This is a genomic window from Microbacterium meiriae (assembly GCF_025143875.1).
Classification (GTDB): Bacteria; Actinomycetota; Actinomycetes; order Actinomycetales; family Microbacteriaceae; genus Microbacterium; species Microbacterium meiriae.
Genome location: NZ_JAMBDU010000018.1, coordinates 18,291 through 40,890, shown reverse-complemented (window position 1 = coordinate 40,890; position 22,600 = coordinate 18,291). Strand labels below are relative to the sequence as shown.

At 68.4% G+C, this 22,600-nt stretch carries 22 protein-coding genes and 1 pseudogene; 14 read left to right on the top strand and 9 right to left on the bottom strand.

Features of this window, described 5'->3' with window-relative positions; all coding sequences use genetic code 11:
- Positions 1-8: 8 nt before the first annotated feature.
- A complete protein-coding gene (locus tag M4D53_RS11925) occupies positions 9-3,227 on the bottom strand; it encodes an Eco57I restriction-modification methylase domain-containing protein (protein WP_259954200.1) in 3,219 nt (1,072 codons plus the stop codon).
- On the bottom strand, positions 3,224-6,511 hold the full coding sequence (locus tag M4D53_RS11920; RefSeq protein WP_259954198.1) for a DEAD/DEAH box helicase family protein: 3,288 nt from the start codon (positions 6,509-6,511) through the stop codon (positions 3,224-3,226). Before M4D53_RS11920 ends, M4D53_RS11925 begins: the two co-directional genes overlap by 4 nt.
- A 526-nt stretch (positions 6,512-7,037) precedes the next feature.
- On the opposite strand from M4D53_RS11920, the gene M4D53_RS11915 reads away from it, so the two are divergent.
- The 6 genes and pseudogenes from M4D53_RS11915 to M4D53_RS11890 all read left to right on the top strand — a co-directional run bounded on the left by M4D53_RS11915 (position 7,038) and on the right by M4D53_RS11890 (position 10,528).
- Positions 7,038-7,436 (top strand): hypothetical protein, encoded by a 399-nt coding sequence (locus M4D53_RS11915; RefSeq protein ID WP_259954197.1) that lies wholly within the window; start codon positions 7,038-7,040, stop codon positions 7,434-7,436.
- A gap of 25 nt (positions 7,437-7,461) precedes the next feature.
- Entirely contained in the window at positions 7,462-7,596 is a 135-nt protein-coding gene (locus tag M4D53_RS11910) for a hypothetical protein (protein ID WP_259954195.1), read from the top strand.
- Between the two features lie 386 nt (positions 7,597-7,982).
- Positions 7,983-8,402: pseudogene (locus M4D53_RS11905) on the top strand (ATPase, T2SS/T4P/T4SS family); the annotation flags it as partial.
- On the top strand, positions 8,399-9,256 hold the full coding sequence (locus M4D53_RS11900) for a type II secretion system F family protein (RefSeq protein WP_259954194.1): 858 nt from the start codon (positions 8,399-8,401) through the stop codon (positions 9,254-9,256). The pseudogene M4D53_RS11905 and the gene M4D53_RS11900, both read left to right, overlap by 4 nt.
- The gene (locus tag M4D53_RS11895; protein WP_259954193.1) at positions 9,253-10,191 is read left to right on the top strand and encodes a type II secretion system F family protein; all 939 of its coding nucleotides are present in this window, start codon (positions 9,253-9,255) and stop codon (positions 10,189-10,191) included. The genes M4D53_RS11900 and M4D53_RS11895 overlap by 4 nt, the downstream gene beginning before the upstream one ends.
- Before the next feature lie 40 nt (positions 10,192-10,231).
- Positions 10,232-10,528, top strand: coding sequence for a DUF7882 family protein (locus M4D53_RS11890; RefSeq protein WP_187661902.1), 297 nt, complete (start codon positions 10,232-10,234; stop codon positions 10,526-10,528).
- A 24-nt stretch (positions 10,529-10,552) separates the two neighbouring features.
- On the opposite strand, the gene M4D53_RS11885 is transcribed toward M4D53_RS11890, so the two are convergent.
- The 4 genes from M4D53_RS11885 to M4D53_RS11870 all read right to left on the bottom strand — a co-directional run bounded on the left by M4D53_RS11885 (position 10,553) and on the right by M4D53_RS11870 (position 12,102).
- Positions 10,553-10,825 (bottom strand): hypothetical protein, encoded by a 273-nt coding sequence (locus tag M4D53_RS11885; RefSeq protein ID WP_187661901.1) that lies wholly within the window; start codon positions 10,823-10,825, stop codon positions 10,553-10,555.
- 10 nt (positions 10,826-10,835) lie between these two features.
- Positions 10,836-11,015: a hypothetical protein gene (locus M4D53_RS11880; RefSeq protein WP_259954192.1), complete on the bottom strand. Its 180-nt coding sequence runs from the start codon at positions 11,013-11,015 to the stop codon at positions 10,836-10,838.
- Between the two features lie 82 nt (positions 11,016-11,097).
- A complete protein-coding gene (locus M4D53_RS11875) occupies positions 11,098-11,442 on the bottom strand; it encodes a hypothetical protein (RefSeq protein WP_187661899.1) in 345 nt (114 codons plus the stop codon).
- Between the two features lie 15 nt (positions 11,443-11,457).
- Positions 11,458-12,102: a hypothetical protein gene (locus M4D53_RS11870; RefSeq protein ID WP_187661898.1), complete on the bottom strand. Its 645-nt coding sequence runs from the start codon at positions 12,100-12,102 to the stop codon at positions 11,458-11,460.
- A 418-nt stretch (positions 12,103-12,520) separates the two neighbouring features.
- On the opposite strand from M4D53_RS11870, the gene M4D53_RS11865 reads away from it, so the two are divergent.
- The 4 genes from M4D53_RS11865 to M4D53_RS11850 are packed head-to-tail and all read left to right on the top strand — an operon-like array spanning position 12,521 to position 13,964.
- Positions 12,521-12,700: a hypothetical protein gene (locus M4D53_RS11865; protein ID WP_075245484.1), complete on the top strand. Its 180-nt coding sequence runs from the start codon at positions 12,521-12,523 to the stop codon at positions 12,698-12,700.
- 1 nt (position 12,701) lies between these two features.
- A complete protein-coding gene (locus M4D53_RS11860) occupies positions 12,702-13,103 on the top strand; it encodes a TadE/TadG family type IV pilus assembly protein (RefSeq protein WP_187661896.1) in 402 nt (133 codons plus the stop codon).
- The gene (locus M4D53_RS11855; protein ID WP_187661895.1) at positions 13,093-13,527 is read left to right on the top strand and encodes a TadE family protein; all 435 of its coding nucleotides are present in this window, start codon (positions 13,093-13,095) and stop codon (positions 13,525-13,527) included. Before M4D53_RS11860 ends, M4D53_RS11855 begins: the two co-directional genes overlap by 11 nt.
- The gene (locus M4D53_RS11850) at positions 13,524-13,964 is read left to right on the top strand and encodes a pilus assembly protein TadG-related protein (protein WP_187661894.1); all 441 of its coding nucleotides are present in this window, start codon (positions 13,524-13,526) and stop codon (positions 13,962-13,964) included. Before M4D53_RS11855 ends, M4D53_RS11850 begins: the two co-directional genes overlap by 4 nt.
- An 11-nt stretch (positions 13,965-13,975) precedes the next feature.
- Here the strand turns inward: M4D53_RS11850 and M4D53_RS11845 are convergent, their stop codons facing one another.
- Complete coding sequence (locus M4D53_RS11845) at positions 13,976-15,217, bottom strand: MFS transporter (protein WP_259954233.1); 1,242 nt, start codon at positions 15,215-15,217, stop codon at positions 13,976-13,978.
- A gap of 122 nt (positions 15,218-15,339) precedes the next feature.
- On the opposite strand from M4D53_RS11845, the gene prfB reads away from it, so the two are divergent.
- On the top strand, positions 15,340-16,449 hold the full coding sequence (gene prfB, locus M4D53_RS11840; protein ID WP_187661893.1) for a peptide chain release factor 2: 1,110 nt from the start codon (positions 15,340-15,342) through the stop codon (positions 16,447-16,449).
- A 57-nt stretch (positions 16,450-16,506) separates the two neighbouring features.
- Here prfB and M4D53_RS11835 read toward each other — a convergent pair whose 3' ends face one another.
- Complete coding sequence (locus tag M4D53_RS11835) at positions 16,507-17,229, bottom strand: DUF4352 domain-containing protein (RefSeq protein WP_259954191.1); 723 nt, start codon at positions 17,227-17,229, stop codon at positions 16,507-16,509.
- A gap of 813 nt (positions 17,230-18,042) precedes the next feature.
- On the opposite strand from M4D53_RS11835, the gene ftsE reads away from it, so the two are divergent.
- The 3 genes from ftsE to smpB all read left to right on the top strand — a co-directional run bounded on the left by ftsE (position 18,043) and on the right by smpB (position 20,605).
- On the top strand, positions 18,043-19,149 hold the full coding sequence (gene ftsE, locus M4D53_RS11830; protein ID WP_187661892.1) for a cell division ATP-binding protein FtsE: 1,107 nt from the start codon (positions 18,043-18,045) through the stop codon (positions 19,147-19,149).
- Positions 19,146-20,060 (top strand): permease-like cell division protein FtsX, encoded by a 915-nt coding sequence (gene ftsX / locus M4D53_RS11825; protein ID WP_187661891.1) that lies wholly within the window; start codon positions 19,146-19,148, stop codon positions 20,058-20,060. Before ftsE ends, ftsX begins: the two co-directional genes overlap by 4 nt.
- A gap of 68 nt (positions 20,061-20,128) precedes the next feature.
- A complete protein-coding gene (smpB, locus tag M4D53_RS11820) occupies positions 20,129-20,605 on the top strand; it encodes an SsrA-binding protein SmpB (protein WP_050722832.1) in 477 nt (158 codons plus the stop codon).
- A gap of 11 nt (positions 20,606-20,616) precedes the next feature.
- Here smpB and M4D53_RS11815 read toward each other — a convergent pair whose 3' ends face one another.
- A complete protein-coding gene (locus tag M4D53_RS11815; RefSeq protein ID WP_259954190.1) occupies positions 20,617-22,479 on the bottom strand; it encodes a S9 family peptidase in 1,863 nt (620 codons plus the stop codon).
- Positions 22,480-22,600: the final 121 nt, after the last annotated feature.

Below are 22,600 nucleotides of genomic sequence, written 5' to 3'. Positions count from 1 at the left end.
GTCGCGCGTCACACCTCGACCTCGAACGGCAACTTTCGCAGTGTCGTCGCGGAAATCCCGGTGCTCTTGTACATCCGGGCGTGGGCGTACTGGATCTCCGGCAGCAGATCGATGCGGCCGATCGCCTCCAGCATGATCTCGTCGGCCTGACCAGTGAGATGACGCAGTTCGGGGATCGCGTACCCGCCCACGTACTTCCCGGAGTTGAGATCCCAGGAGCGCACGGCCGGCAGCGCCTCCTCGATCCTCTCGCCGAGCTCCACCAGAGCATCGAACGTGTCCTGCCCGTAAGCGTGCGGGGAGAACGGGATCTGCGACATCGTGCCCTTGGTGACGTTGAAGCAGTCGCCCGTGAACGTCCACCACAGGAACGCCAGCCGCGACGCCGCGATCGCGCTGGCCGCGAGCTGGTCCTTCCGGTTCTGAACGAACAGCTTCCCCTCGTTGAGGGGCACCGTGGCGTGCGTGGTCTTGTCGTAGGTGACCGGCGGCACCGTGTACGTGCTCAGGAAGTACGTGGCGGTCTTCTTGAAACCGACCGAGTAATCGCTGATCCGGACGAGCGAGGAGAGGATCGTCCCCTTCGCAAGCAGCGTGTCGATCAACTCGAACATCGCGTCGCTGCTGGCGCGCATCCAGTTCGGAGTCCGCGAGCCGGCGGGCCGCAACGAGTACCGCAGCGTCGCCATCAGATGCGGACGGAACGCCTCGATCCAGCTATGGGTGAGCGTCGTGTGCAGCTCGGAGACGGTGCCATGCCCAGCTGCGGTGATGATCGTGCTGCGCACCTTCACCTGGAACAGGGCAGCCGGGCGTTCCTGGAACGTGCTCACCCAGATCGCATCGAACCGCCGCTCGTAGAACTTCCGCAGCGACTCGTCGCGATCGGCGAACTGGCTGCGGATGGGAACGATCAGGCTGAGCCGGCCATCCGGGCGCGTGATCTGCGCCGAGCGCTCGCAGCAGGAGGCGTAGATGTCGTCGACGTTGTCCGTCTCGAAGCCGGTGATGCGGTAGCTGAGCTCGCGCCGGTTGACGTAGGGTGGGTTGCCGATGACGACGTCGAAGCCGCCCTGATGGAACACCTCGGGGAACTCGACGAACCAGTGGAACGGGTGGTGCGTCTCCACCCACGAGGTGAGCGGGAGCGGCTCGCTCTGCGTGAACTGGATCGCCGAGTGGTAGAGCTCGTCGACGTGGGTTCGCACCTCGTTGAGGAGGTCGACGAGTTGGCGGCGCTGCTCCGGGTTCGAGTCACCGCTCTCCTGACCTTCACGGAAGACGGCGTATGCCTGTGCGATGCGCGCGGCGGATTTGCGCACCTCTGCAACGCGCGGCTTCAAGTACCAGTCGGCGACGTCCTTCTCCAGCGAATCTTCGGAGAGAGCGCCGACGAGGGCGTTGCCGGCTTTGATGTTGAAGTCGAGGTCCGGGAGCGGTTCGAGGTCGTCACGATCGTCGATCGTGGCGACCAGCTTGAGGAACAGGCGCAGGCGGGCGATCTCGACGGCCTCACGCATGATGTCCACGCCGTAGAGGTTGGACAGCGTGGCGTGCTTGAGGACGAAGTAGTCTCGGTTGGCGTGGTCCTCCACCTTCTCCAGCAGCGCCGCCCCAGCGGGGAAGTCGGTCGAGCGCACGTGACGCTCCAGCGCATCGAGGGTGGCCTCGTACAACGGCTGGAGGATCCGCAGGCCGGCGAAGAGGAACGCTCCCGATCCGCAGGTCGGGTCGATCACTCGCAGCGCGGTGAGGATCTCCCACGACGCGAGCGCCTGCTCGGGGGCGTTGAGCTGGTCGATGGTGTCGACGGCGAGCTGCTCGAGGTCGATGTTCTCGGTGACAGCACGGTTGACGGTGTCGATCTCGCCGGCGCGGGCTGCGGCGAGAACCTTGGCATGCTCCTGGCGACGCCGGTCGACCTCCCACCAGGTTTCGCCGGGCAGGCCGAGGGTTTCATCGGCCAGGGCGTTCCAGAGGGGCCGGTCGCGGTCGTTGCGCTGCGCTTCGATCTCGGGCGGGAGAGGACGGTCGGTGCCCCACGCGAGGCTCGCCCAGATGTAGGTCTCCGGGGAATCACGCACGTAGCGCCAGGGGTTGACGCCGGTGCGTTCGATGAGCCGCTCGAGGAAGACGGGCACCATGGCGTTGCTCGCCATGAAGTGGGTGACGTCCTCCTTCGTGTAGTAGGCGCCTTTGTCTGAGCCGCGGTTGTCCTGGCTCTCCTTCTCGTTGACGAACTGTTCGAAGATGTAGCCGAGCACGTCGGGGTTGATCTCGTTCTGGGCGGCGGTCGGCCGGTCGTCGAGGTGCCACTGGAACCGGTCGAACAGGTCGAAGATCGTGGTGAAGATCTCGTCCGGCACGTCGATGCTGTTGTCGCGCTCGAGCTCGTGCTGGGCGAAGATGCCGCCGTTGATATAGGGCACCTTCCCCACGAGGTTCTTGACGTCGTCGCTGGCGTACACGCGGCCGCTTTCCTTCGTGCCCAGCCCCTCATGGAACATCGGCAGCAGGAAGTCGCGGTAGAAGCCATAGAACTGCCCGCCGCCGACCATGTCCCGCAGCCGGTTGAGGCGGTTGCGGAGATAGTTGGTGTCGTTGTCCATGAACGACTTCTTCTGCATGAAGTAGATGAACATCAGGCGGTTCATCAGCAGGGCGGAGTACCACTCACGCTCGCCGTCGTCGGCGATGCCCTCGATGACGTCACGGAGGGCGCGCTGGCGGCGGACGAACTGGTCGTAGAAGCGGCGGGTGACGAGGTCCGCGTCGAACGCGGCGCGCATCCGACGGAGCATCTCGATGAGGGTCCACTTCTCGTTGAGGGGGATCTCGATGGTGCCGAGCCGCTGGTTGAGGGCCTCGTTGGGGTGACCGACGTGGTGGCGATGCAGGGCCAGGCGGGGCTGGCCCATGCCCTCTGCATCGGCGGTCTGGAACCAGCGCCACTCCTGGAGGGTGTCGTCGGCGAAGATCAGCAGACGCGCGTCGGAGACCTTGCGCACCTGCTGGTCGATCAGGCGCTGCGTGCGCGCGTCGGGGACTGTCTTGCACAGCCAGACGCGCAAGCCGGAGTATCCGGCCACCTGCTCGAGCGTGAAGGTCTGTTCGTCGACCGTGATCTTGAGCGGTGCGAGGTCGGGGCGGTCCCAGCCGAGCTCCTCGAGGAAGAGCGTCTGGAACTTCCCGGCGTTGACGAGCTTCATGCGCTCGATGGCGCTCATGCCACCACTCCCATCGAGCAGACGATGTGGATCGGGTCTACGGCCGCGAGGTCGATCACCAGGCGCTTATCGCGGTGCAGCAGTACGAGCAGGTCGGCAAGGTCGTCGACGTCCGTGCGCGTGGAGAGCGCGGTCGTGAACCGCTTCTCCGCCTCCTTCGTGAGCGGCCGGGTGAAGATCGCCTCGAGCGCGTCGGCGACTTCGGTCTTCCCAGCCGCCATGGCGCCGTTGAGGCGGTTCCAGACGCGCTTGCGGACGCCGCTGAGTCGTCCCTCGACGTTGCCGCTCTGGATGAGGTTGCCCTGTGCCATCTGCATCAGCAGCGGGAAGTGGTCGGCGCGGGCCGTGAGCGCAGGGGTGTCCGGTTCGCAGCGGAACCGCGAGAGGGCCTCCTGGCCGGTGAGCAGTCGGATCCCGTCGGCGGATCCGAAGCCGAATCCGTCGTTGTCGTTCTCGGTGCGGACGTAGCAGACCACGCCGTCGACGTCGCGGTCGGACAGGGAGGGCCTGGTCGAGTAGACGAGGTCCGGAAGATCCCGCACGCGCGCGGCGAGCTCGGGGGTGTCCTTCTCGGCTGCGCTCCACACCTCGTAGGCGAGGCTGGAAGCGTCCACTTCGTTGTCGAGCTCGTTGTCGTCGAGCTTGCCCTTGTAGAGGTCCTCGATGATCTTCACCTCTTCGTCGGAGCCGAAGAACTGCTCGTCGGAGCCGAACACCTCCGCGTTCGCATGCAGGCGATCCGAGATGCGCTGGCGCAGGTTGAGAACCTGCTCGACGCCGTCGTGCCAGAGCGAGTAGATGAGGACCTCGTCGGACTTCTGGCCGACGCGATCGACACGGCCGGCGCGCTGGATGAGTCGGATGATCGCCCAGGGCAGGTCGTAGTTGACCACGATGTGCGCGTCCTGCAGGTTCTGCCCCTCGGAGAGCACGTCGGTGGCGACCAGCACCCGGTACTCGGTGTTCGGGTCGATGACCTTCGCCGGGTCGATGCCCTCGAGGGCCGCGGAGCCGAGCATGTTCGACAGCGGGGAGAAGCGGCGCGCGATCTCGGTCGGGTTGTTCGTCTCGCCGCTGGCGATGCCCACCCGGGCGACGCCGGCCGCCTGGAGCGCGGCGGCGACGTAGTTGGCCGTGTCCTTGTACTCGGTGAAGATCAGCACCTTCTCGTCGGGGTGCGTCTCGGTGAGCAGCTTCACGAGCTCGTCGAGCTTGGAGTCGACCGCGGTGGTCCACTCACCGAAGTCGGCCATCAGCGCCGTCAGTGCCTCGGTGTCGGCGCGGAGGTCGTCGAGCAGCTGGGGCGTGAACACGCTCGACCGGATCCATCGCACGGACTTAGGGGCGGAGGCGCGCAGCGCCTCGTACTCGCTCTTGCCGTCCCCGGCGATCGGCGGCTCGGCGCCGTCGTAGTCCTCCTCGGCGTCCTCGTCGGTCTCGCTCGTGGTCAGCATCACGTCGAGCAGGGTGCCCAGCGGCAGCTCGAGGTCGTTCTCGACGGCGTAGAGGTAGAGGTTGTTGCGGGCGATGTGCCGCTGCAGGGAGAGCATGAACGAGTAGCCGCAGCTGGACAGGCGCTTGTAGAGGCCGCTGCGGACGAACCCGATCAGGTGGCCGCTACCGCGCTCGAAGCGCTCGATGATCCGCTTCTCCTCGGGCGTCGGGTTGAGCGACTTCTTGAGGTACGCGGCCAGGTTGTACCTCGGCAGCAGGAGGTGGTCGATGGTGTCCAGGGTCTCGACCGACTCCATCTTCGCGGCGGGATCGTTGGCGCCGAACGAGTGCACGAGCGGCCTGGGCACGCGGGCGGGGAAGGTGAAGCGGGTCCCGTTGGTGAAGGTCAGGTACTCCTTGCCGTCCTCGTCGACGAGCGCGTAGTTCTTGCGGATGAACGAGCGGGTGCGACGGATGAGGTGCTCGCTCATCAGCCGCTTCCAGTCGTCGGGCTCCTCGCTGCGCTTGAACGCCTCGAGCGTGCTGGTCTTGCCGTCGAGGCGCTCGGTGAACCGGTCGTCCTTGGACATCGCCACGACGGGCTGCAGGCCGAGATCGTCGTCCGGGTCGATGTAGAGGCCGAGCTGGTTGCCGACGTCCTTGAACCGGATGTTGTAGGGCGTGGCCGTCAGCAGCAGCACCCGGCAGTCGTAGTTGCGGATGTACTCGGCCAGCGCCTGGTAGTCCTGCCGGGTGTCGTTGCGCAGCGTGTGCGACTCGTCGACGATGACGAACTGGTAGCGACCGAGCTCGGGGAGCCGCTTGGCGGCCATGCTGTAGGGCACGACCGTGGCGTTGAGCTCGTATCGCTCCCGGTAGTCCTCCCACATCTTGACGAGGTTGACGGGGCACACGATCAGCGTCCGATAGCCCTCGGCCTCGTTGAGCATCATCGCCGTCGCCGTGGCGGTGATCGTCTTGCCGAGTCCGACGACGTCGCCGAGCATGGCGCCGCCCTTGGTCATGATGCGGCGAGACAGCGTCTTAACGGCGCTCTCCTGGTACTCGAGCAGCTGGTTGCGCATCGACGGCGGCAACGTGTACTCGATGAGACCTTCGCGCACGTCGCGGGAGAGGTGCCAGCAGACCTTGAGGTACACCTCGTAGGGCGTCAGCGGCGTCTCGCTCGCCCACGACTCGTCGATGACCTCGATCAGATCCTCGGTGACGTCGATCGAGAACTTGTCGTTCCAGCGATCCTCGAACCAGTTGTGGAGCTTCGCGGCGCCGTCGGAATCGACGACATCGACATTGAGCTCGTAATTGTTCGCCAACCCGGCGGTGGTGAGATTCGACGATCCGACATAGGCGACGATCGGTGTGATCTTGTCATCGCGGTGACAGATATAGGTCTTTCCGTGCAGGGGCCGGCGAGTGAAGAGCTTAATAGCCACGCGCCCATCAGCCAGCTGCGCGCGCAGCTCCCGGATCGTCGCCTCATCCTGCGCAGACGGGGCACCGCGCATCAGCTGCTGCCGGAACTTGAGCTTTGCCTGCTGCTGGCGCGCCTGCGCAGTCTTCCGGTCAATCAGGTCCTCAAGGGGCGCACCCTCCAGGGTCCGCTGGAGGTGCTCGAGCACCTGGTCCTCCGGCTCACCATGCACCATCCCGATCAGCACTCTCGCTACCGGGTTCTTTCCGGAATCACGCTCCTGGACGACATCGCCGAACAGCTTCCATCCACGAATGTTGAAGTACCCGACGGCAGCGTCGATGCGGTTGGACTCTCGAAGCGTCTCGACGAGGTGACCACCGAGGCTCAGCTCGATGTTGTCGAAGATACGGGTCACAGGTCTCCTTGCTCAACGGCGCGAACCGAAGATAGCGATCACGCGACTTTCAGGATATAACCCGGGCTTGCGGCCGCGGTCTCGAGGTGCCTCACGTAGGAGTGCCCGCGAAAAGGTTCCCGTGCCTCACGTAAGTATGCCCGCGAAACTGGTCAGTTCGCGGGGCGCAGCCGGACGCCGCGGGAGGTGTCCGGCAGGGGCGTGGTCGCCTCGGCTTGGAGTGCGAGGGTGCGGTCGCGGGCGAGGCCGGTGGGTCGGTCTTGGAGGGATTGGATGTCGCCGGCGAGGCTGGCGGGGTTGAGCCGGTCGCGTCGGGCGCGGAGCTCGGTCTCCTGGCCGCCGGGGAGAGGACCCCGGCGGCCAGGAGACGGTCGAACGGGGTCTGCGGGGTGTCGTAGACGCGCTTACGCCGCCCGGCGGTGTCCGTGTGGACCAGGTGACGGGTCTTCGTCAACGTCGACCGCAACCGATACCCTGTGGTCGGAGGGAAGGTGCGTGAGCGATGGCGGATCATGAGGCAACCCAGATGCCTGTGTTCTCCCAGGCTGAGTCGTTCGCGAAACGACCCGCAATGTACATCGGGCGACCGATCCGGATCGACCGAGTGATGACGTTCCTGCACGGCTACGAATTTGCGATCCGCGCCGTCCGCCAGGCGCGCTTTCCCGACATCGTGAAGGTGCACCAGCCAGCCGGACCGATCTCGCAGTTCCAGCGCCAGCTGCGTGAAGAAGGTCGACTGCGCTGGAACAGTCTGGAACTGACCGTGGTGGCCGAGGCAATCAGCTGGACCGATGAGCAACTCCCTGTCCTCGATGATCTGAGCGAAGAGCAGCATCACGCTGCAATCTGGCAAATCTTGCCCTTGCTGGAACAGATCTTCTCGTTTCCCGACGACGTTGCAGGAAGACGACACGATGAGTGAACGAGACTTCGAGAATGACCTTGCCATGATTGAGAAGGCCCAGCAGCTCGCCGACCACTTCCCGGATGCAGAAGCGCTTGGCCGCGCCCGTCGCATCCTCGACGGGCGCACCACTCCGGCCGAGGCATACGCCGAGCTGGATGCGAAGTACGCTGACTGATTCGTTGACACCGAGCGAGAGGGACGAGCTGTGACTCGACCTACCGAACGACGCAAGAGCCAGTTGGCTCGTGTCGGGCCGCTCACGCCCCCTGAGATTAGCCGTGCACATTCTGACTGGCCGGAGCTGTTCGACAGCCTGACGTCGGAACAGACCAACGCCGTCCATTCCGGATTGAACCTCCGCCTGCTGACAGGCCAACCCCTCGACTACGAAACGGTGAGGCAGCTCAGCGAGCACGCACAGACTTGCCCGCTCGCTCACTCGTAGAGCAGTCGTGGTCGTTCTAAGGCCGTGATCTTTCGTCGCAACGCCGTAGCTCGACGTTGTGGAACGAGGAATTGTCTTCGCATATTTCTCGCCGGATATGTCACTTCCACCAGTAGGGGGAGATCACGCTGCGGCGGTTGGTGAAGGAAGCGCTGCGGATGCGGCCGGACCGGCTCGTAGTGGGGGAGGTGCGTGACGCGGAAGCGCTCGACCTCGTGCTGGCGCTCAACACCGGCGTCCCCGGCGCCTGCACGGTCCACGCCAACTCCGCTGCGGAGGCGCTCGACAAGCTGTGCCTGCTGCCGCTCCTCGCCGGGCGGAACATCGACCGCGGCTTCGTCGCTCCGGCGATCGCGTCGTCGGTCGATCTCGTCGTCCACTGCGCGCGCGATGCGGCAGGCCGACGATACGTCGAGGAGATCGTCGCCCCGACGGGTGAAGTGGTCCAGGGACGGGTGCTCAGCACTCCGGTCTTCGGCGCCGCCCCACACCGGCCGCTGCGGTCGACCTCGGTCGGTTCGGGGGTCCTCGCATGACGATCCTCCTCGGCGCGACGCTTGCGGCCGGCGTGCTCCTGACCCTGTCGCCATGGCTGTGGCCGACGGGAGAGCGCTCCACCTCCACGCCGCACCGCGGACGCCTGGTGCGTCTGGCGGGTGAGGCGGGGTTCCCGTCCCTGCAGACCCGCTCCCTCGTGATCGGCATCGCCGGCGCCGCCCTCGGTGCGGCGTCCCTCGTCTGGCTCGTCACGGCGAGTGCCGCGCTCGCGGTCCTCGCCGGGATCGCCGGCGGGACTGCGCCGATCGCCTACCTGCGCGGCCGACGACTGCGGCTGCGGCGTCTGCGCCGGCAACTCTGGCCCGATGTCTGTGACCTGCTGATCGCCGCGATCCGCGTCGGCCTGTCGCTTCCGGATGCGGTGGCCACCCTCGCCGAGTCGGCGCCCCCGGCGCTCCGCCCCGCATTCGGCGTGTTCGCCCGAGACCTGCGGAGCAGCGGACGGTTCGACGCGAGTCTCGACCGGTTGAAGGTCGTCCTCGCCGATCCGCTCGGGGATCGGATCATCGAGACGCTGCGGATGGCGCGGCAGGTCGGCGGCACCGAGCTCATCGGCGTGCTGCGGGCGTTGTCCTCATCCGTCCGTGCTGACGCGGCGCTCCGCGGCGAGGTCGAGGCGCGGCAGTCGTGGATCCGGGGAGCCGCCGTCCTCGGAGCCGTGGCGCCGTGGGTCATCCTCACCCTCCTGATCCTCCGTCCGGAGGGGGCGAAGGCGTACAGCACACCGGAGGGCATCGTCGTGATCGTCGTGGGCGCGGTCGTGTCGGTCGTCGCGTTCCGCCTCATGATCCGGATCGGTCGGCTGCCCGAGCCCCGTCGGTGGTTCGGGTGAGCGGGCTCTCCGCGCTGGCCGTGGCCGTGCTGCTCGGCGGCGGCTTCGCGGCGGGGGTCCTGGCGCTTCTCTCCGGCCTGCCGCGGTGGCGCGCTGCGTCCCTCGCTTCACGGATCGCGCCGTACATCCGCGACGTCGTCGACGATGACGTGCTGCCGCGGGAGGCTCTTCCCCGGGCCGGCGCGTTGCCTGCCGGTGGATTCCGCCTGGGAACCCTCGGTGGGGAGATGATCGACCGCGTCCTCGGCGGGAGCGAGGGACTCCGACGACGACTCGCGCAGGCGGGCTCGCCCCTCGATCCCGTCGCCTTCCGTGGACGCCAGCTCGCCTCAGGTGTGGTCGCGCTCGTCTGCGGAGCGCTCGCCGTCATCGTCCTCGTGCTGATCGGTCGGTGGTCCGTTCCCGTCGGTGCCATCCCGCTCCTGGCGGGAGCGGCGGGCGCCGTCGGCTACGACATGCGACTCTCTGCGCGGGTGCGGGCACGGAAGGTGCGCCTCACCGAGGAGTTGCCGACGACCCTGGAGTTCCTGGCCCTCTGCCTCTCTGCGGGCGAGGGCTTCCTCGACGCCGTGAAGCGCGTGGCCGGCGTGGGGTCGGGGGAGCTCACGGTCGAGCTGCGTCGCGTGGTCGTGGAGGTCGGGACGGGGTCGTCCCTCGCCGACGCGCTGGCCGCCATGGCGGGTCGGCTGGAGCTTCCGGGGCTGACCCGAGCCGCGGACCAGATCGTCGCTGCGCTCGAGCACGGAGCACCCCTCGCCGCGGTGCTGCGCGCGCAGGCCGATGACACCAGGGAGGAGGCCAAGCGCACGCTCATCGAGCAGGCCGGACGGAAGGAGATCTATATGCTCCTGCCGTTGGTGTTCCTCATCCTGCCGTTATCCGTCGTGTTCGCGATCTACCCTGGCCTGTTCATCCTGCGGCTCGGCATCGGATGAGTGGTCGTCGGGGGAGGCCGTGGGGGCTTACCTTTTGTCTATGGGAAGTCTCGAGTACAACAGCTCTCGTCCGCCGATCGAGGTCGACGACACCGTGCTGGCGCATCTGAAGATCGTGATCTCCACGAAGCTCCGTCGCCAGGAGAGCTTCATGATGACGTGGCCGTCGGGGAAGAAGAGCCCCGGCCGACTGTCCGCGTGGATGCACCCGGCGATCCCGCTGGTGCTCGAGTTCGACGCCGAGCCGCCGCCGGCGATCGATCCGGCCCGGGTCAGTCACATGATGGAGCGGCTGAACGCCCGCGGTGAGCTCGTCATCGACGAGTTCACCTCCTGATCCCACGGCGGCTCTCCGCGGCGCTCAGACGTCCCAATCCGGCAGTCCGCCGAGGTCTGAGGCGAGGCTCCCCTCGTCGGAGGCCTTGACCTGGAAGAGGAAAACCCGCGAGGTCGGGTGGACGAGCACGCTCGCCAGGCCGTCCGACGTGGCGAACGAGACGAAGGTGGGTTCAGCGCGCGCGGCGGCCTCGATCCTCTCTCGGAGGGCGGCGACATCGGTGCCGCGGGGCAGGGGATAGGTGAGCCCGTCGATCTCGACTCTGGCCCGCATCTCATCGTCAGGTCCAGGGCGCATGCGTGACAGGTTATCCCTCGTCGGGATGACCGGACCCGGGGTTGTGCGATTCGCGTGACGGGAGTACAGGGCCCCGCCGCTTCGCCCTCCGCGCGCCGATGACGATGACGATGACGGCGACGAGGATCACCGCGCCGACGACGATCGCGATCAGCACCGGAATCGACGGCAGCAGGGGGTTGGGCTCCATAGGCGGGAGCCTATTGCGTTCCGGCGGTTCCGATAGGCAGTGACGCACTCCGCCCGGATGCACCGTCTCGGCATGAGCGGCCTTACCTCGAGATCCACCTCACACCGTCGATGTCGGGCGGTAACCGAGTTGCAGCGTTCGTCTCGAGCTCTTCTACCAGGGGAATGAGGACTTCCCAGAGCGCCCAATGCTGCGGTGTACCCGTTTCTCCTGGTGTCTTGTTCTTACTGCGCATATGGGCCGGAAGTGGCGTACGCCAACCGAAGCGCGACCCGGCGGAGTCTGTAACGTGCAGCGTCAACGACTCGCCGTCGGCTTCCAGATGCGTCAACTCGAGTTCCGCCGGCACCACGATCGTCCCGTGCGCCTTATCCCATTCTTCGCGGACCGCTGAGAGAAAGGTCTCTGCATTCACGTCGCTACCCATGCGTAATGCTGCCCTTCATCCCGCAACGTTAATGACCCACTGGGGGCACACCGTGACGCCCATACAGTATGCCGTGATAAGTCCCTTTTGCTTGCCGTCGCTCATGCGGGCGTTCTCGATCACCACTTTCACTGTCATCGAGCGCTTCGGCTTGCAGGAACCGATCCAGCACTCCCATTCGATCGCGTCCGTCAAGTAAATGATGGAGGTGCCTTGAGTGACGCGGCCGCCGGTCGGCCTCGGGAACTTTGTGGTCTTCTTGATCATGTTGAGGTTGACATGATGCTTGTTCTGAACCTTGGTGAGACCCCACGTGGTTCCGTTGCCCGCGCGAGCAACGATCGGCTTTGCAATGTTATCGGTCCACGTCGAGACGATCCGATAGGCCGTGTCACCCGCGGCCATCGCTGCGCGGTCTTTTGCTGACCCACTCGGCATCTTGCTCGAGTCGTAAGGGGCAGCCAATGGAGTGTCCGAGGCCTCGAGGGATTCCACCTCGGCGATCTGGGCTTCTACGTCGGTTTGCGCGGCCGTGCCAGCGCTGTCTGTCGGCACGAAGCCGAATGTAGTGATCGTCGTCCGCTCGGACTCGTCGGGTGCTTTAGCCGCTGCCGGCGCGACGCCTGTTCCCAGCATCGCGACGATAGCAACCAACGCCATCCCTGCACGCCATCCCCACATCTCCGAACCCCCATCATCGCTATATGGCTCGCACCTGCGGGCCAGCGTCACAGTAACCTCGGAGCGATGAGGTGTCTGTCCCCTTTTTGGGGGACACAAGACAAAAGACACAAGATGAGCCACTATGTGGCAGTCCATGAGGATCTGTCGGCGAGCACGTCATCGCGTCCGGCCGTGGACGTGTGGCGCCTCCGTGGCTAGGCGAGCTTCGGCATGGCGCGAGATGCACGCGAACAACACGGGTGCGCTCGGTGACTTCTGGCACGATCTGGCAAGCCGGCTCCGGCTCGGACAAAGACCGCCTCGAACTGGTGTCGCCGCGTGAGGGCGCGGGTCACCCGCACGGTCCTGTGGATAATGTCCGCGCCGCGGCAGGTCTTCGATGCACACTGGCCGCATGATCTCTCGTGCGCGCTCGATGCTCCGTGCCTTCCACGACGACGAACGGGGAGACGTCCCGGGCTGGGTGCTCGTCACTCTGATGACCGCGGGGCTCGTCGTGCTCATCTGGGCGGTCGCCGGGCCTGCGCTCACCTCCCTCTTCGAGCAGGCCATCCAGCGGGTGTCGGGGCTCTGACATGCGCGCGCTTGCGGGGGTGATCGACGACCGCGGATCGAACCCGGTGGAGTTCGTGCTCGTCGGCACCCTGCTCACCGCGCTGACCCTCGCTGTGCTGCAGCTCGCGTTCGCGATCTACGTGCGCAACGTCGTCCACGATGCGGCCGTCGAAGGCGCGTACTACGCGGCGCTCGCCGACACGACCGACAAGGAGGGGGAGGAGCGGGCGCGCGAGGTCATCCGTCGCGCGGTCGGCCCCTCCTACGCCGACGACATCACGGTCGCCTCGGCGCGGCGGGAGGGACAGGAGACCGTCGAGGTCCGCATCCGGACGACCCTCCCGGTGTTCGGCCTCGTCGGTGTCCCGGCAGCCCTGCAGGTCGAAGCCTCCGCACCGCCGGAGTCGTTCGATGCGCGATGACGCGGGATCGAGCTCGCTGGAGTTCATCACGGTCGGGGTGATCCTGCTCGTGCCGCTGCTGTACCTCGTGATCGCCGTGGGTTCGGTGCAGGAGCAGTCGCTCGGCGTCGAGGCCGCGGCGCGGCAGGCCGCACGTGCCATCGCCTCGGCACCTGACGTCGCAGGGGCCGCAGTCCGCGGGGAGCAGGTGCTGGACGGGATCGTCGCGGAGTACGGCATCGATCGCGGAGCGGTCGACGTCGCGGTGTCGTGTCGCCCCCGGGCATCGGCCTGTCCGGCGGCGGGAGCGACGGTGGTCGTCACGGTCTCGACCCGGGTACCGCTGCCTCTGGTACCCGGGGTCCTCGGACTCGACCAGGCGACGTCCGTCCCCGTGGAAGCCGTGTCGGTGCAGAAGGTCACCCGACGCTGGAGCGGTGGATGAGCCGGCGCACGCGCGACGCGGACAAGGACGGAAGGGGCGACGACGAGGGGAGCGTGCTGCTCCTCGTCCTCGGCTACCTGATCCTCGCGCTCGCCGTGCTGTTCGTGTGTGTCTGCGCCACCGACCTCTACATCGCCCAGAAGCGGCTGGACGGGCTCGCGGATGCGGCGGCGCTCGCCGGAGCGGACGGCTTCACGCTGCAGGTGGAGGGGGAGGTGCCGCGCGCGACGCTCACCGACGCGGGGGTGGCCGAGCAGGCGGTGCCGCTCGTCCGTGACGCGGGGTTCGCGGCGACCGTCGTCGACGCGGGCACCCCGGACGGCGTGAGCGCGCGTGTCACCGTCGCAGCGCTCTGGCATCCGCCGCTGCTCTCGCCGTTCGTGCCCGACGGGGTGCCGCTGCAGGCGACGGCGACGAGCCGCACGGCGCTGCGCTAGCGACCGGGCGCTCAGTCCTCGGACGGGTCCGGCGTGCTCGGGGGCGTGCGGGGGACGAACCGGGGGATCCAGCGGACGAACCCGGCGGCGCCGACGAGTCCGATCAGGCCCATGGCTCCCGCCGCGAACGACAGGGACGCGACCGCGGTGATGCCCGAGACGAGGAGCGGGGCGACTGCGCCGCCGGCATCGGTCAGCGTGCGCCACGACCCGAGGAACGCGGCGGGGTCGTGCTTCGGGGCGACATCCGCGCCGAGGGTCAGGAGGATGCCGCTCGACAGCCCGTTGCCGACACCGAGGACCGCGGCGAACATCCCGAACCAGAGCACCGCGGAGTCGACGTCGTGCGTGACCGACAGGGCGAGGAACCCGGCACCCATCAGCACCATCGCGGGCATCGCCGCCCAGAGCCGGCCGAAGCGGTCCATCACCTGGCCGCTGGCGTAGAAGAGGGCGAAGTCGATGGCTCCGGAAACGCCGACGACGAGGGCGATGGTCGAGGCGTCGAGGCCCAGCGAGAGTCCCCACAGCGGGAGGACGACCTGTCGCGCCGACCGCACCGCCGAGAGCGAGGCCGCGGCGAGCCCGAGCCGACCGAGCACTCCGCGCTGGCGCCACATCGTCTGGAAGATCCCGACCCGCTCGATGGTCGGGATCGACCCGCTCACGGCCTCGCCGCTGTCCTCCGCGAACCGGACGGTGGTCCGCAGCGGGGCGACGGTCTTCTCCGGATCCGGTCCGAAGAGCACGAGCACGACCATCACCACGAGGCAGGCGAGGAAGAACCAGATCGCGGCAGCCTCCGCGCCGAAGAGCTGCAGGAGGCCTGCGGAGACGAACGGGCCGATGAAGATGCCCAGGCGGAAGCTGCCGCCCAGCAGGGAGAGCGAGCGGGCACGGAACGCCAGCGGCACCCGCGTGGTCATGAACGCGTGCCGGGCCAGCCCGAAGGCGGCTGCGCACAGGCCGAGGAGGAACACCGACGCCGCGAGGACCCCGAGTGACGGCGCGAAGACCATGCCGACGGCGGCGAGGATGGCGATGACGCCCGCGATGACCATCGTGAACCGCTCGCCGATGCGCCCCACGGCCCACCCGGCCGGGAGGTTGCCGCAGAGCTGGCCGACCACGAGCGCCGAGGCGACGAGGGCCGCGAAGGCGACGTCGGCACCCATCGACGCGGCGATGACCGGGATGAGCGGGATGACCGCACCTTCGCCGAGGGAGAAGAGGACGGTCGGCAGGTACACCATCGGCCCGAACTGGCGGAGGACCGTGGATGCGCTGCTCACGTCCCTCACGCTACTCCGGTCGGCGCGAAGGGCCGGACACGCCCGTCCCCGCGCGCGCGGGCGGCACGTTAGGCTGAGGTGTCATGCTCGAACTAGATCTCTCCGCCGAAATCCAGGCGCTCAGGCACACCTTCGGCGACATCAGCGAGGTCGTCGATGTCAACCGTCTCCGCGAGGACATCGCGCGTCTCAGCGAGGAGGCCGGCGCGCCCGACCTCTGGGACGACACCGAGAACGCCCAGAAGGTCACCAGCGCCCTGAGCCACCGCCAGTCGGAGCTCGCCCGCATCACCGGCATCGCCCAGCGCCTCGACGACCTCGAGGTGCTCGTCGACCTGGCGAACGAGATGGGCGACGAGGAGTCGGCGATCGAGGCGCGCAAGGAGCTGCAGACGCTCACCGACCTCATCAACCAGCTCGAGGTGCAGACGCTGCTCGACGGCGAGTACGACGAGCGCAGCGCGATCGTCACCATCCGCTCCGGCGCCGGCGGCGACGACGCCACCGACTTCGCCGAGATGCTCATGCGCATGTACCTGCGCTGGGCGGAGCGTCACAAGTACCCCGTCAAGGTGATGGACACCTCGTACGCGGAGGGCGCCGGTATCAAGTCGGCGACCTTCGAGATCGACGCGCCCTACGCCTTCGGCACGATCTCCGTCGAGGCCGGCACGCACCGCCTCGCGCGCATCAGCCCGTTCGGATCCGCGGACAAGCGCCAGACGTCTTTCGCCGCCGTCGAGGTCATCCCGCTCATGGAGGAGGCGACCGAGGTCGACATCCCCGAGAACGACATCCGGGTCGACGTCTTCCGCTCCTCCGGCCCCGGTGGACAGTCCGTCAACACGACCGACTCCGCCGTGCGCATCACCCACCTCCCGACCGGCATCGTGGTGTCGATGCAGAACGAGAAGTCGCAGATCCAGAACCGCGCCGCGGCCATGCGGGTGCTGCAGAACCGTCTCCTCCTGCTGCAGAAGGAGCAGGAGGCCGCCAAGAAGAAGGAGCTCGCCGGCAACATCACCGCGAGCTGGGGCGACCAGATGCGCTCCTACTTCCTCTACGGCCAGCAGCTCGTCAAGGACCTCCGCACGGGCCAGGAGTCCGGTAACCCGGCCGCCGTGTTCGACGGCGACCTCGATGACTTCATCTCCGCGGGCATCCGCTGGCGCAAGCGCAAAGACGAGGACTGACCCACACGACGAAGGCCCCGGGAGCTCCCGGGGCCTTCGTCGTGTGGTGCGGAAGGATCAGCGTGCCGACGCCTCGACGGTCACGCGGGCGACCTCCTGCAGCATCTCGTCCGTGATGACGATCACGTAGGACGGGCTTTCGGCGACGTCGAACGAGACCGTGCCCTCCGCCGTCGTCCCGGCGTTCTGCTCCGTGGACTCGAGCGTCGCGTCGCCGAAGATGTCGTAGTCGCCCTCGACGCCGTCGGCCGTCTCGACGGAGAAGTAGAGCGGGTTGACGTAGGTCGTCCCGTCGAGCGTCTCCCAGGCCACGTCGATCAACAGATAGCCGCCGTTGGCGGCCTCGAAGTCCGTGCCGTTGGTCGGTCCGAACGTGGCGGAACGGATGGTGACCTCGGCCGTGCCCTCGAGCTGCGGCACGGCGACCGGCTCGCCCAGCGTGCCCTCGGCGACCTCACCCGTACCCGCGTCGCCGGTGTCGTCGGTCTCCGGCGCCGGGCTCTGGCTCGTGCCGTCGTCGTACTCGGGAAGCGTGACCGGGCGCACGGTGTTCGCGACGGCCAGCACGAAGAAGATGCTCACGACGATCGCGACGATGCCGCCGAGCACCGACACCCCGAGGCCGGTGATCCCCGGCCACTTGGTGCCCTTCAGGAACAGCGAGATGAGCGAGACGATGAACCCGGCCGCCAGGAGGAACCAGGCGAACGGGAGCGTCAGGGGGATGAACGCGAGGATGAGGCCGAGCGCGGCGATCCCGAGACCGACGAGGCCGAGCACCGACATCTTCTTCGGGCCGCCGGTGGCCGGTGCCTGGCCCGGATAGGCGGCCTGTCCGGGGTACGCGCCCTGTCCGGGGTACGCGCCCTGTCCGGGGTACGCGCCCTGTCCGCCCGGTACCTGTCCCGGGTAACCGCCGCCACTCTGCGAGCCCGGGTACGCACCCTGCGCCGGGTATCCGCCCTGGCCCTGATACGCGTTCTGGTCGGGGGAGAACGGTGCCGCGGGGGGATAGGCCGCCGTGCCGCCGTCGGTACCGGCCGGAGGGACGATCGGTGCCGCGCCGGGGAGGTCGTGCGCACCGCTGGCGGGCGCCGTCCAGTCCTGCGCGGGCTCGGGAGCGACGATGAAGTCGGTCGCGGGCTCGTCCGGGGCGATCTCCCGTTCGGCGGCGACGGGTTCGGGTGTGGAGGGCTCCGCTGCGGCGGTCGGTCCCTCCGCCGGGGGAGCGCCGTCGGAAGTCGCCGCGGAGGCGCTCTCCGCGGAAGTGCTGTCCGAGCCCGCGTCCTCAGCCGCCGCAGCGGTCGTGTCCTCGGGCGTCGCGGTGGTCTCCGGCGCGAAGTGTTCGGTCTACTGCTGGCCGTCCCACCAGCGCAGGCGTCCGGAACCGTCGTCGTACCAGCCGGCAGGTGTCGTCATGGGGGTCCCCTCCGTGTGTGCGCTCGCGTGGTGGACGCGAATCGACACTCCATGTATAGCAGCGGGCGCGGACCTCGGTGGGCCGACGGGGGATGAGGAAGAGCGGCACGCGTGCCGCGCGGCGGGGTGTCGTGCCGGGGCGACGCCCCGTACCGCGCTTAGGCTCGAATCGCCATGATTCGGTTCGAGAACGTCACGAAACGCTACCGCGGGACGTCGAAGCCCGCCCTGTCCGGTGTCGACTTCGAGGTGCAGCGCGGGGAGTTCGTCTTCCTGGTCGGCGCCTCCGGGTCCGGCAAGTCCTCCTGTCTGCGCCTCATCCTCCGCGAGGACGTGCCGACGACGGGCCGTGTCGCCGTCCTCGGCCGCGACCTGCGGGCTCTGGCGAACCGGAAGGTGCCCTACTTCCGTCGGCACATCGGCTCGGTGTTCCAGGACTTCCGCCTGCTCCCGTCCAAGACCGTCCATCAGAACGTCGCCTTCACGCTGCAGGTCACCGGCTCGTCCCGGGGCTTCATCCAGCAGGCGGTTCCCGAGGCGCTCGCCCTCGTCGGGCTCGACGGCAAGGAGAAGCGCATGCCGCACGAGCTCTCCGGCGGCGAGCAGCAGCGCGTCGCGATCGCCAGGGCGCTCGTCAACCGTCCTCAGGTGCTGCTCGCCGACGAGCCCACCGGAAACCTCGACCCGGCGACCTCCGTCGACATCATGCAGCTGCTCGCCCGGATCAACGCGGGTGGCACCACGGTGCTCATGGCCACCCACGAGGCCGGGTTCGTCGACCAGATGCGCCGCCGCGTGATCGAGCTCCGCGACGGCGAGATGGTTCGCGACGAGGTGCACGGCGGATACGGCGACACCTCGAACATCCCGCGCCTGGTGCCGGAGGAGGTCCGCGGTGCCGCGGCCGCCGCAGCCCTCACGGCCGTGCAGGAGGTGCAGCGCCAGACCGCCGACCTCTCCGTGGTCCGCGCTGCCCTGGCGGAGGAGCTGGACGCCCAGCGCCGTGCCGCCGCCGCGTCCCCCGCGGTCACCAGGCCCGCCGCCGAACCCGCTCCGCAGGTGGTCGAGCCGCCGGAGCCCTCGCGGGAGCCCGGCGTGGTCGAACCGCCGGACGTCGTGCAGCCACCGGCCGCGCCGCAGGCCGCTGCCGAGCGTCCCGCGCCCGCCGGTCCGCGCACGCATCCGATCGTGATCCCGGAGGTGGACGTCGCCGAGCTCGGCGTCGCCGACCGCCTCGGGCTGTCCGACCAGGACGACGAGGAAGTGGGCCCGACCTCATGAGAATCGGCCTGATCCTGACCGAGGCACTCGTCGGCCTGCGGCGCAACATCTCGATGGTCATCTCCGTCGTGCTCGTCACCTTCGTGTCGCTGACGTTCGTCGGCGCCGCGATCCTCATGCAGTCCCAGATCGGCGTCATGCGCGGCTACTGGGCCGAGCGCGCCCAGGTGGCCGTCTACATGTGCTCCGCGGTGTCGGAGTCGGACACCTGCGTCGACGGCGCGGCGAGCGAGGAGCAGGTCGCCGCTGTGCGCGCCCAGCTCGAGGGCGACGCGTTGTCGCCGCTCATCAGCTCCATGACCTTCGACACGAAGGAGGAGACCTACGCCAAGCTCGTCGAGCAGGTCGGGGAGGAGCAGGCCAGCGTGCTCTCGCCCGATCAGGCGTTCGAGGTCTTCTTCGTCACGATGAAGGACCCGGGCCAGTCGCAGGTCCTCGCCGAGGCCTTCAACGGCCAAGCCGGAGTGGAACAGGTCCAGGACCAGCTCCAATACCTCGAACCGCTGTTCTCCGCGCTCACCGTGGCGACGTACATCGCCGTCGGCATCGCGGTCCTCATGCTCATCGCCGCGACGCTTCTGATCGCCACCACCATCCGCTTGTCCGCCTATGCGCGGCGGAAGGAGATCGGGATCATGCGCCTGGTCGGCGCCTCGAACCGCTTCATCCAGACGCCGTTCGTGCTGGAGGGCGTCTTCGCCGCGTTGCTGGGCTCGGCTCTCGCGAGCGCGGCGGTCGTCGCCGGCATGCACTTCGGCGTGAACGGCTATCTCCGCGGACGGGTGCCGTTCATCACGACGTGGGTGACCATGCAGGACGCGATCCTCGTGGTCCCGGTCCTCGTCGGGATCGGCGTCGTGCTCGCGGCGCTCTCGGCCGGCTTCGCGATCCGGCGTTGGCTGCGCACCTGATACCCTGAAAGGCTGCTCGACCGATCCGCTGTCGAGCCGTCCACAGCACCACAGCACAGGAGATCATCATGCCCAGGGAACGCGGGGAGAAGGTCATCGCGACCAATCGTCGCGCGCGTCACGACTACAACATCGAGAAGTCGTACGAGGCGGGGATGGTGCTCACCGGCACCGAGGTGAAGTCGCTCCGTCAGGGGCGCGCGAACCTCAGCGACGGGTACGCGTTCGTGAAGGGCAACGAGGTCTTCCTCGATGCCGTGCACATCCCGGAGTACTCGCAGGGGCACTGGACGAACCACTCGGCCAAGCGCATCCGCAAGCTGCTCCTGCACCGGGAGGAGATCGCGAAGCTCGCCCACGCCGTCTCCGCGGGCGGGTACACGCTCATCCCGCTCAAGCTGTACTTCTCGGACGGTCGCGCCAAGGTCGAGATCGCCCTCGCGAAGGGCAAGCGCGAGTACGACAAGCGCCAGACCCTCCGTGAGCGTCAGGACACCCGCGAGGCCGAGCGCGCGATGCGCCTGCGCAACAGGGTCGGCGAGTAGCCCGAGCCGGCTCAGAGGCTCGGCGTGAAGCCGAACACCCGGCCGAGGAACGCGAGCTCCCGCTCCAGCGCGTCGACGATGGTCTCCGCGCTGCGGAACCCGTGGCCCTCGCCCGGGTACAGCACGTAGTCGTGGTCGATGCCGTTCGCCGCCAGAGCGTCGCGGATGGCCTCGGACTGGGACGGCGGCACGACGCGGTCCTCCCCGCCCTGCAGCAGCAGCACCGGAACGTCGATGCGGTCGGCGTGCGTCAGGGGCGAGCGCTCGATGTAGACGTCCTCGGCCGCGGGGAGCGGACCCACGAGGCCGTCAAGGTACGACGCCTCGAAGTCGTGGGTCTCGGCGGCGAGCAGCCGGAGATCCGCGACACCGTAGCGGCTGATGCCGGCCGCGAACGTGCCGCCCCGGACGAGTGCGGAGAGCACCGTCCAGCCGCCGGCCGAGCCCCCGCGGATGGCGATGCGGGTGGAGTCTGCCAACCCGGCGTCCGCGAGGCCGCGGGCCGCCGCGATCACGTCGTCCACGTCGACGATGCCCCACTGTCCCTGCAGACGGTCGCGGTAGGCGCGTCCATATCCCGTCGATCCGCCGTAGTTGACGTCGAGGACCCCGATGCCCCGGCTCGTGAAGAACGCGATGGAGGCGGAGGCCGCACCGGTGACATGGGCGGTCGGACCGCCGTGCACGAGCACGATGTAGGGCGGCAGCTCCCCGTCGGCGCCGCGGGGGTCTCCGGGCGCGGCGGGCGGATAAGCGAACGCGTGCACGGGGCCGTGCGCCCCTTCCACGACGATCTGCTGCGCCCCCGGCATCCAGTCCTCGTCGACCGGAGCGCCACCGGTGATGGTCTCGACGGTCCCCCTGTCGACATCGACGCACCAGATGCCTGAGGTCACGCGCGAGCCGTCTCCGCTGAGCAGCACGCGGAAGCCGGCGACGTCGTCCACGCTGAGGTGCCCGTCGCCCGGCACCGTGATCGCCCGGGTCTCGCCGTCCGCGGACACGAGCTGCACCTCGTCGCGTCCATTCGTGCGCACCGCCACGAGGCGCCCGTCGGCCAGGACCTGGAACCAGCGGTTGCCGAGCACCCAGAGGCCGTATCCGGTATCCGCGTCCGACGAGGTCAGCGCGCGCGAGGCGCCGAGCCGGAGGCCGTCCAGTGCGAGGTGCTGGAGCTGCCAGCGCCCTGAAGCGTCGTCGGCGAACACGAGCGCGTCGTCGCCGCGCCACTCCGGCTGCAGGGCCGCGGAGGTGGGGACGCGGGTGACGGTCCCGCCGTCCACCGCCCCGATGGCGAGGGCGGCACTCTCCCACGGCATGCTGTCCGCCTGCCACTCGACCCAGGCCACCCGGCTGCCGTCCGGCGAGAGAGCGGGGTGGGCGAAGAATCCGGTGCCCTCCGCGATCACGCGCACCGCAGCCGCTTCGTCGGCGGCCGAGCCGTCCACGGGGATCTCCACGATCGCGCGGCGGTGCGGGGCGGCCGAGAGGTCTTCGCGGACCGCAAGCAGGCGGCCGCTCTGCACGCGCAGCCCGCCGTACGACGGGCCGGCGGCGGTGAGGGGGCGCGGCTCCGCGCCGCGGTCCATGCGGTGCACACGCTGGTCGGCGCCGGAGACGAAGTACAGGGTGTCGCCGTCGACGGTCCAGGCACCGCCCCCGTACTCGTGCACGCGGGAGCGGGCGCTCCAGGGTGCCGGGAGGATCTCCGCCCCCGTCGAGCTGCGCACCGTGACGCGTCCGCCCTCGGCGGGCACGGACTCGGCCCACCACACCTCATCGCCGACGAAGCGTGCTCCGTCGATGCGGGGAGCCGCTCCGGCGACGGCGGCGGCGGTGAAGGGGGAGGCCCAGGAGCCGAACGGTGAGGACATGCGTCGAGCCTACGGGCGGTGACACACGACGTCACACTCGTGCGGCGGGCCGAGCGCGTGTTATAGGTTTCTGGAAACGCCCGGTTGATCCCGGACGTGGAGCGACAGCCGAGCCCGGCAC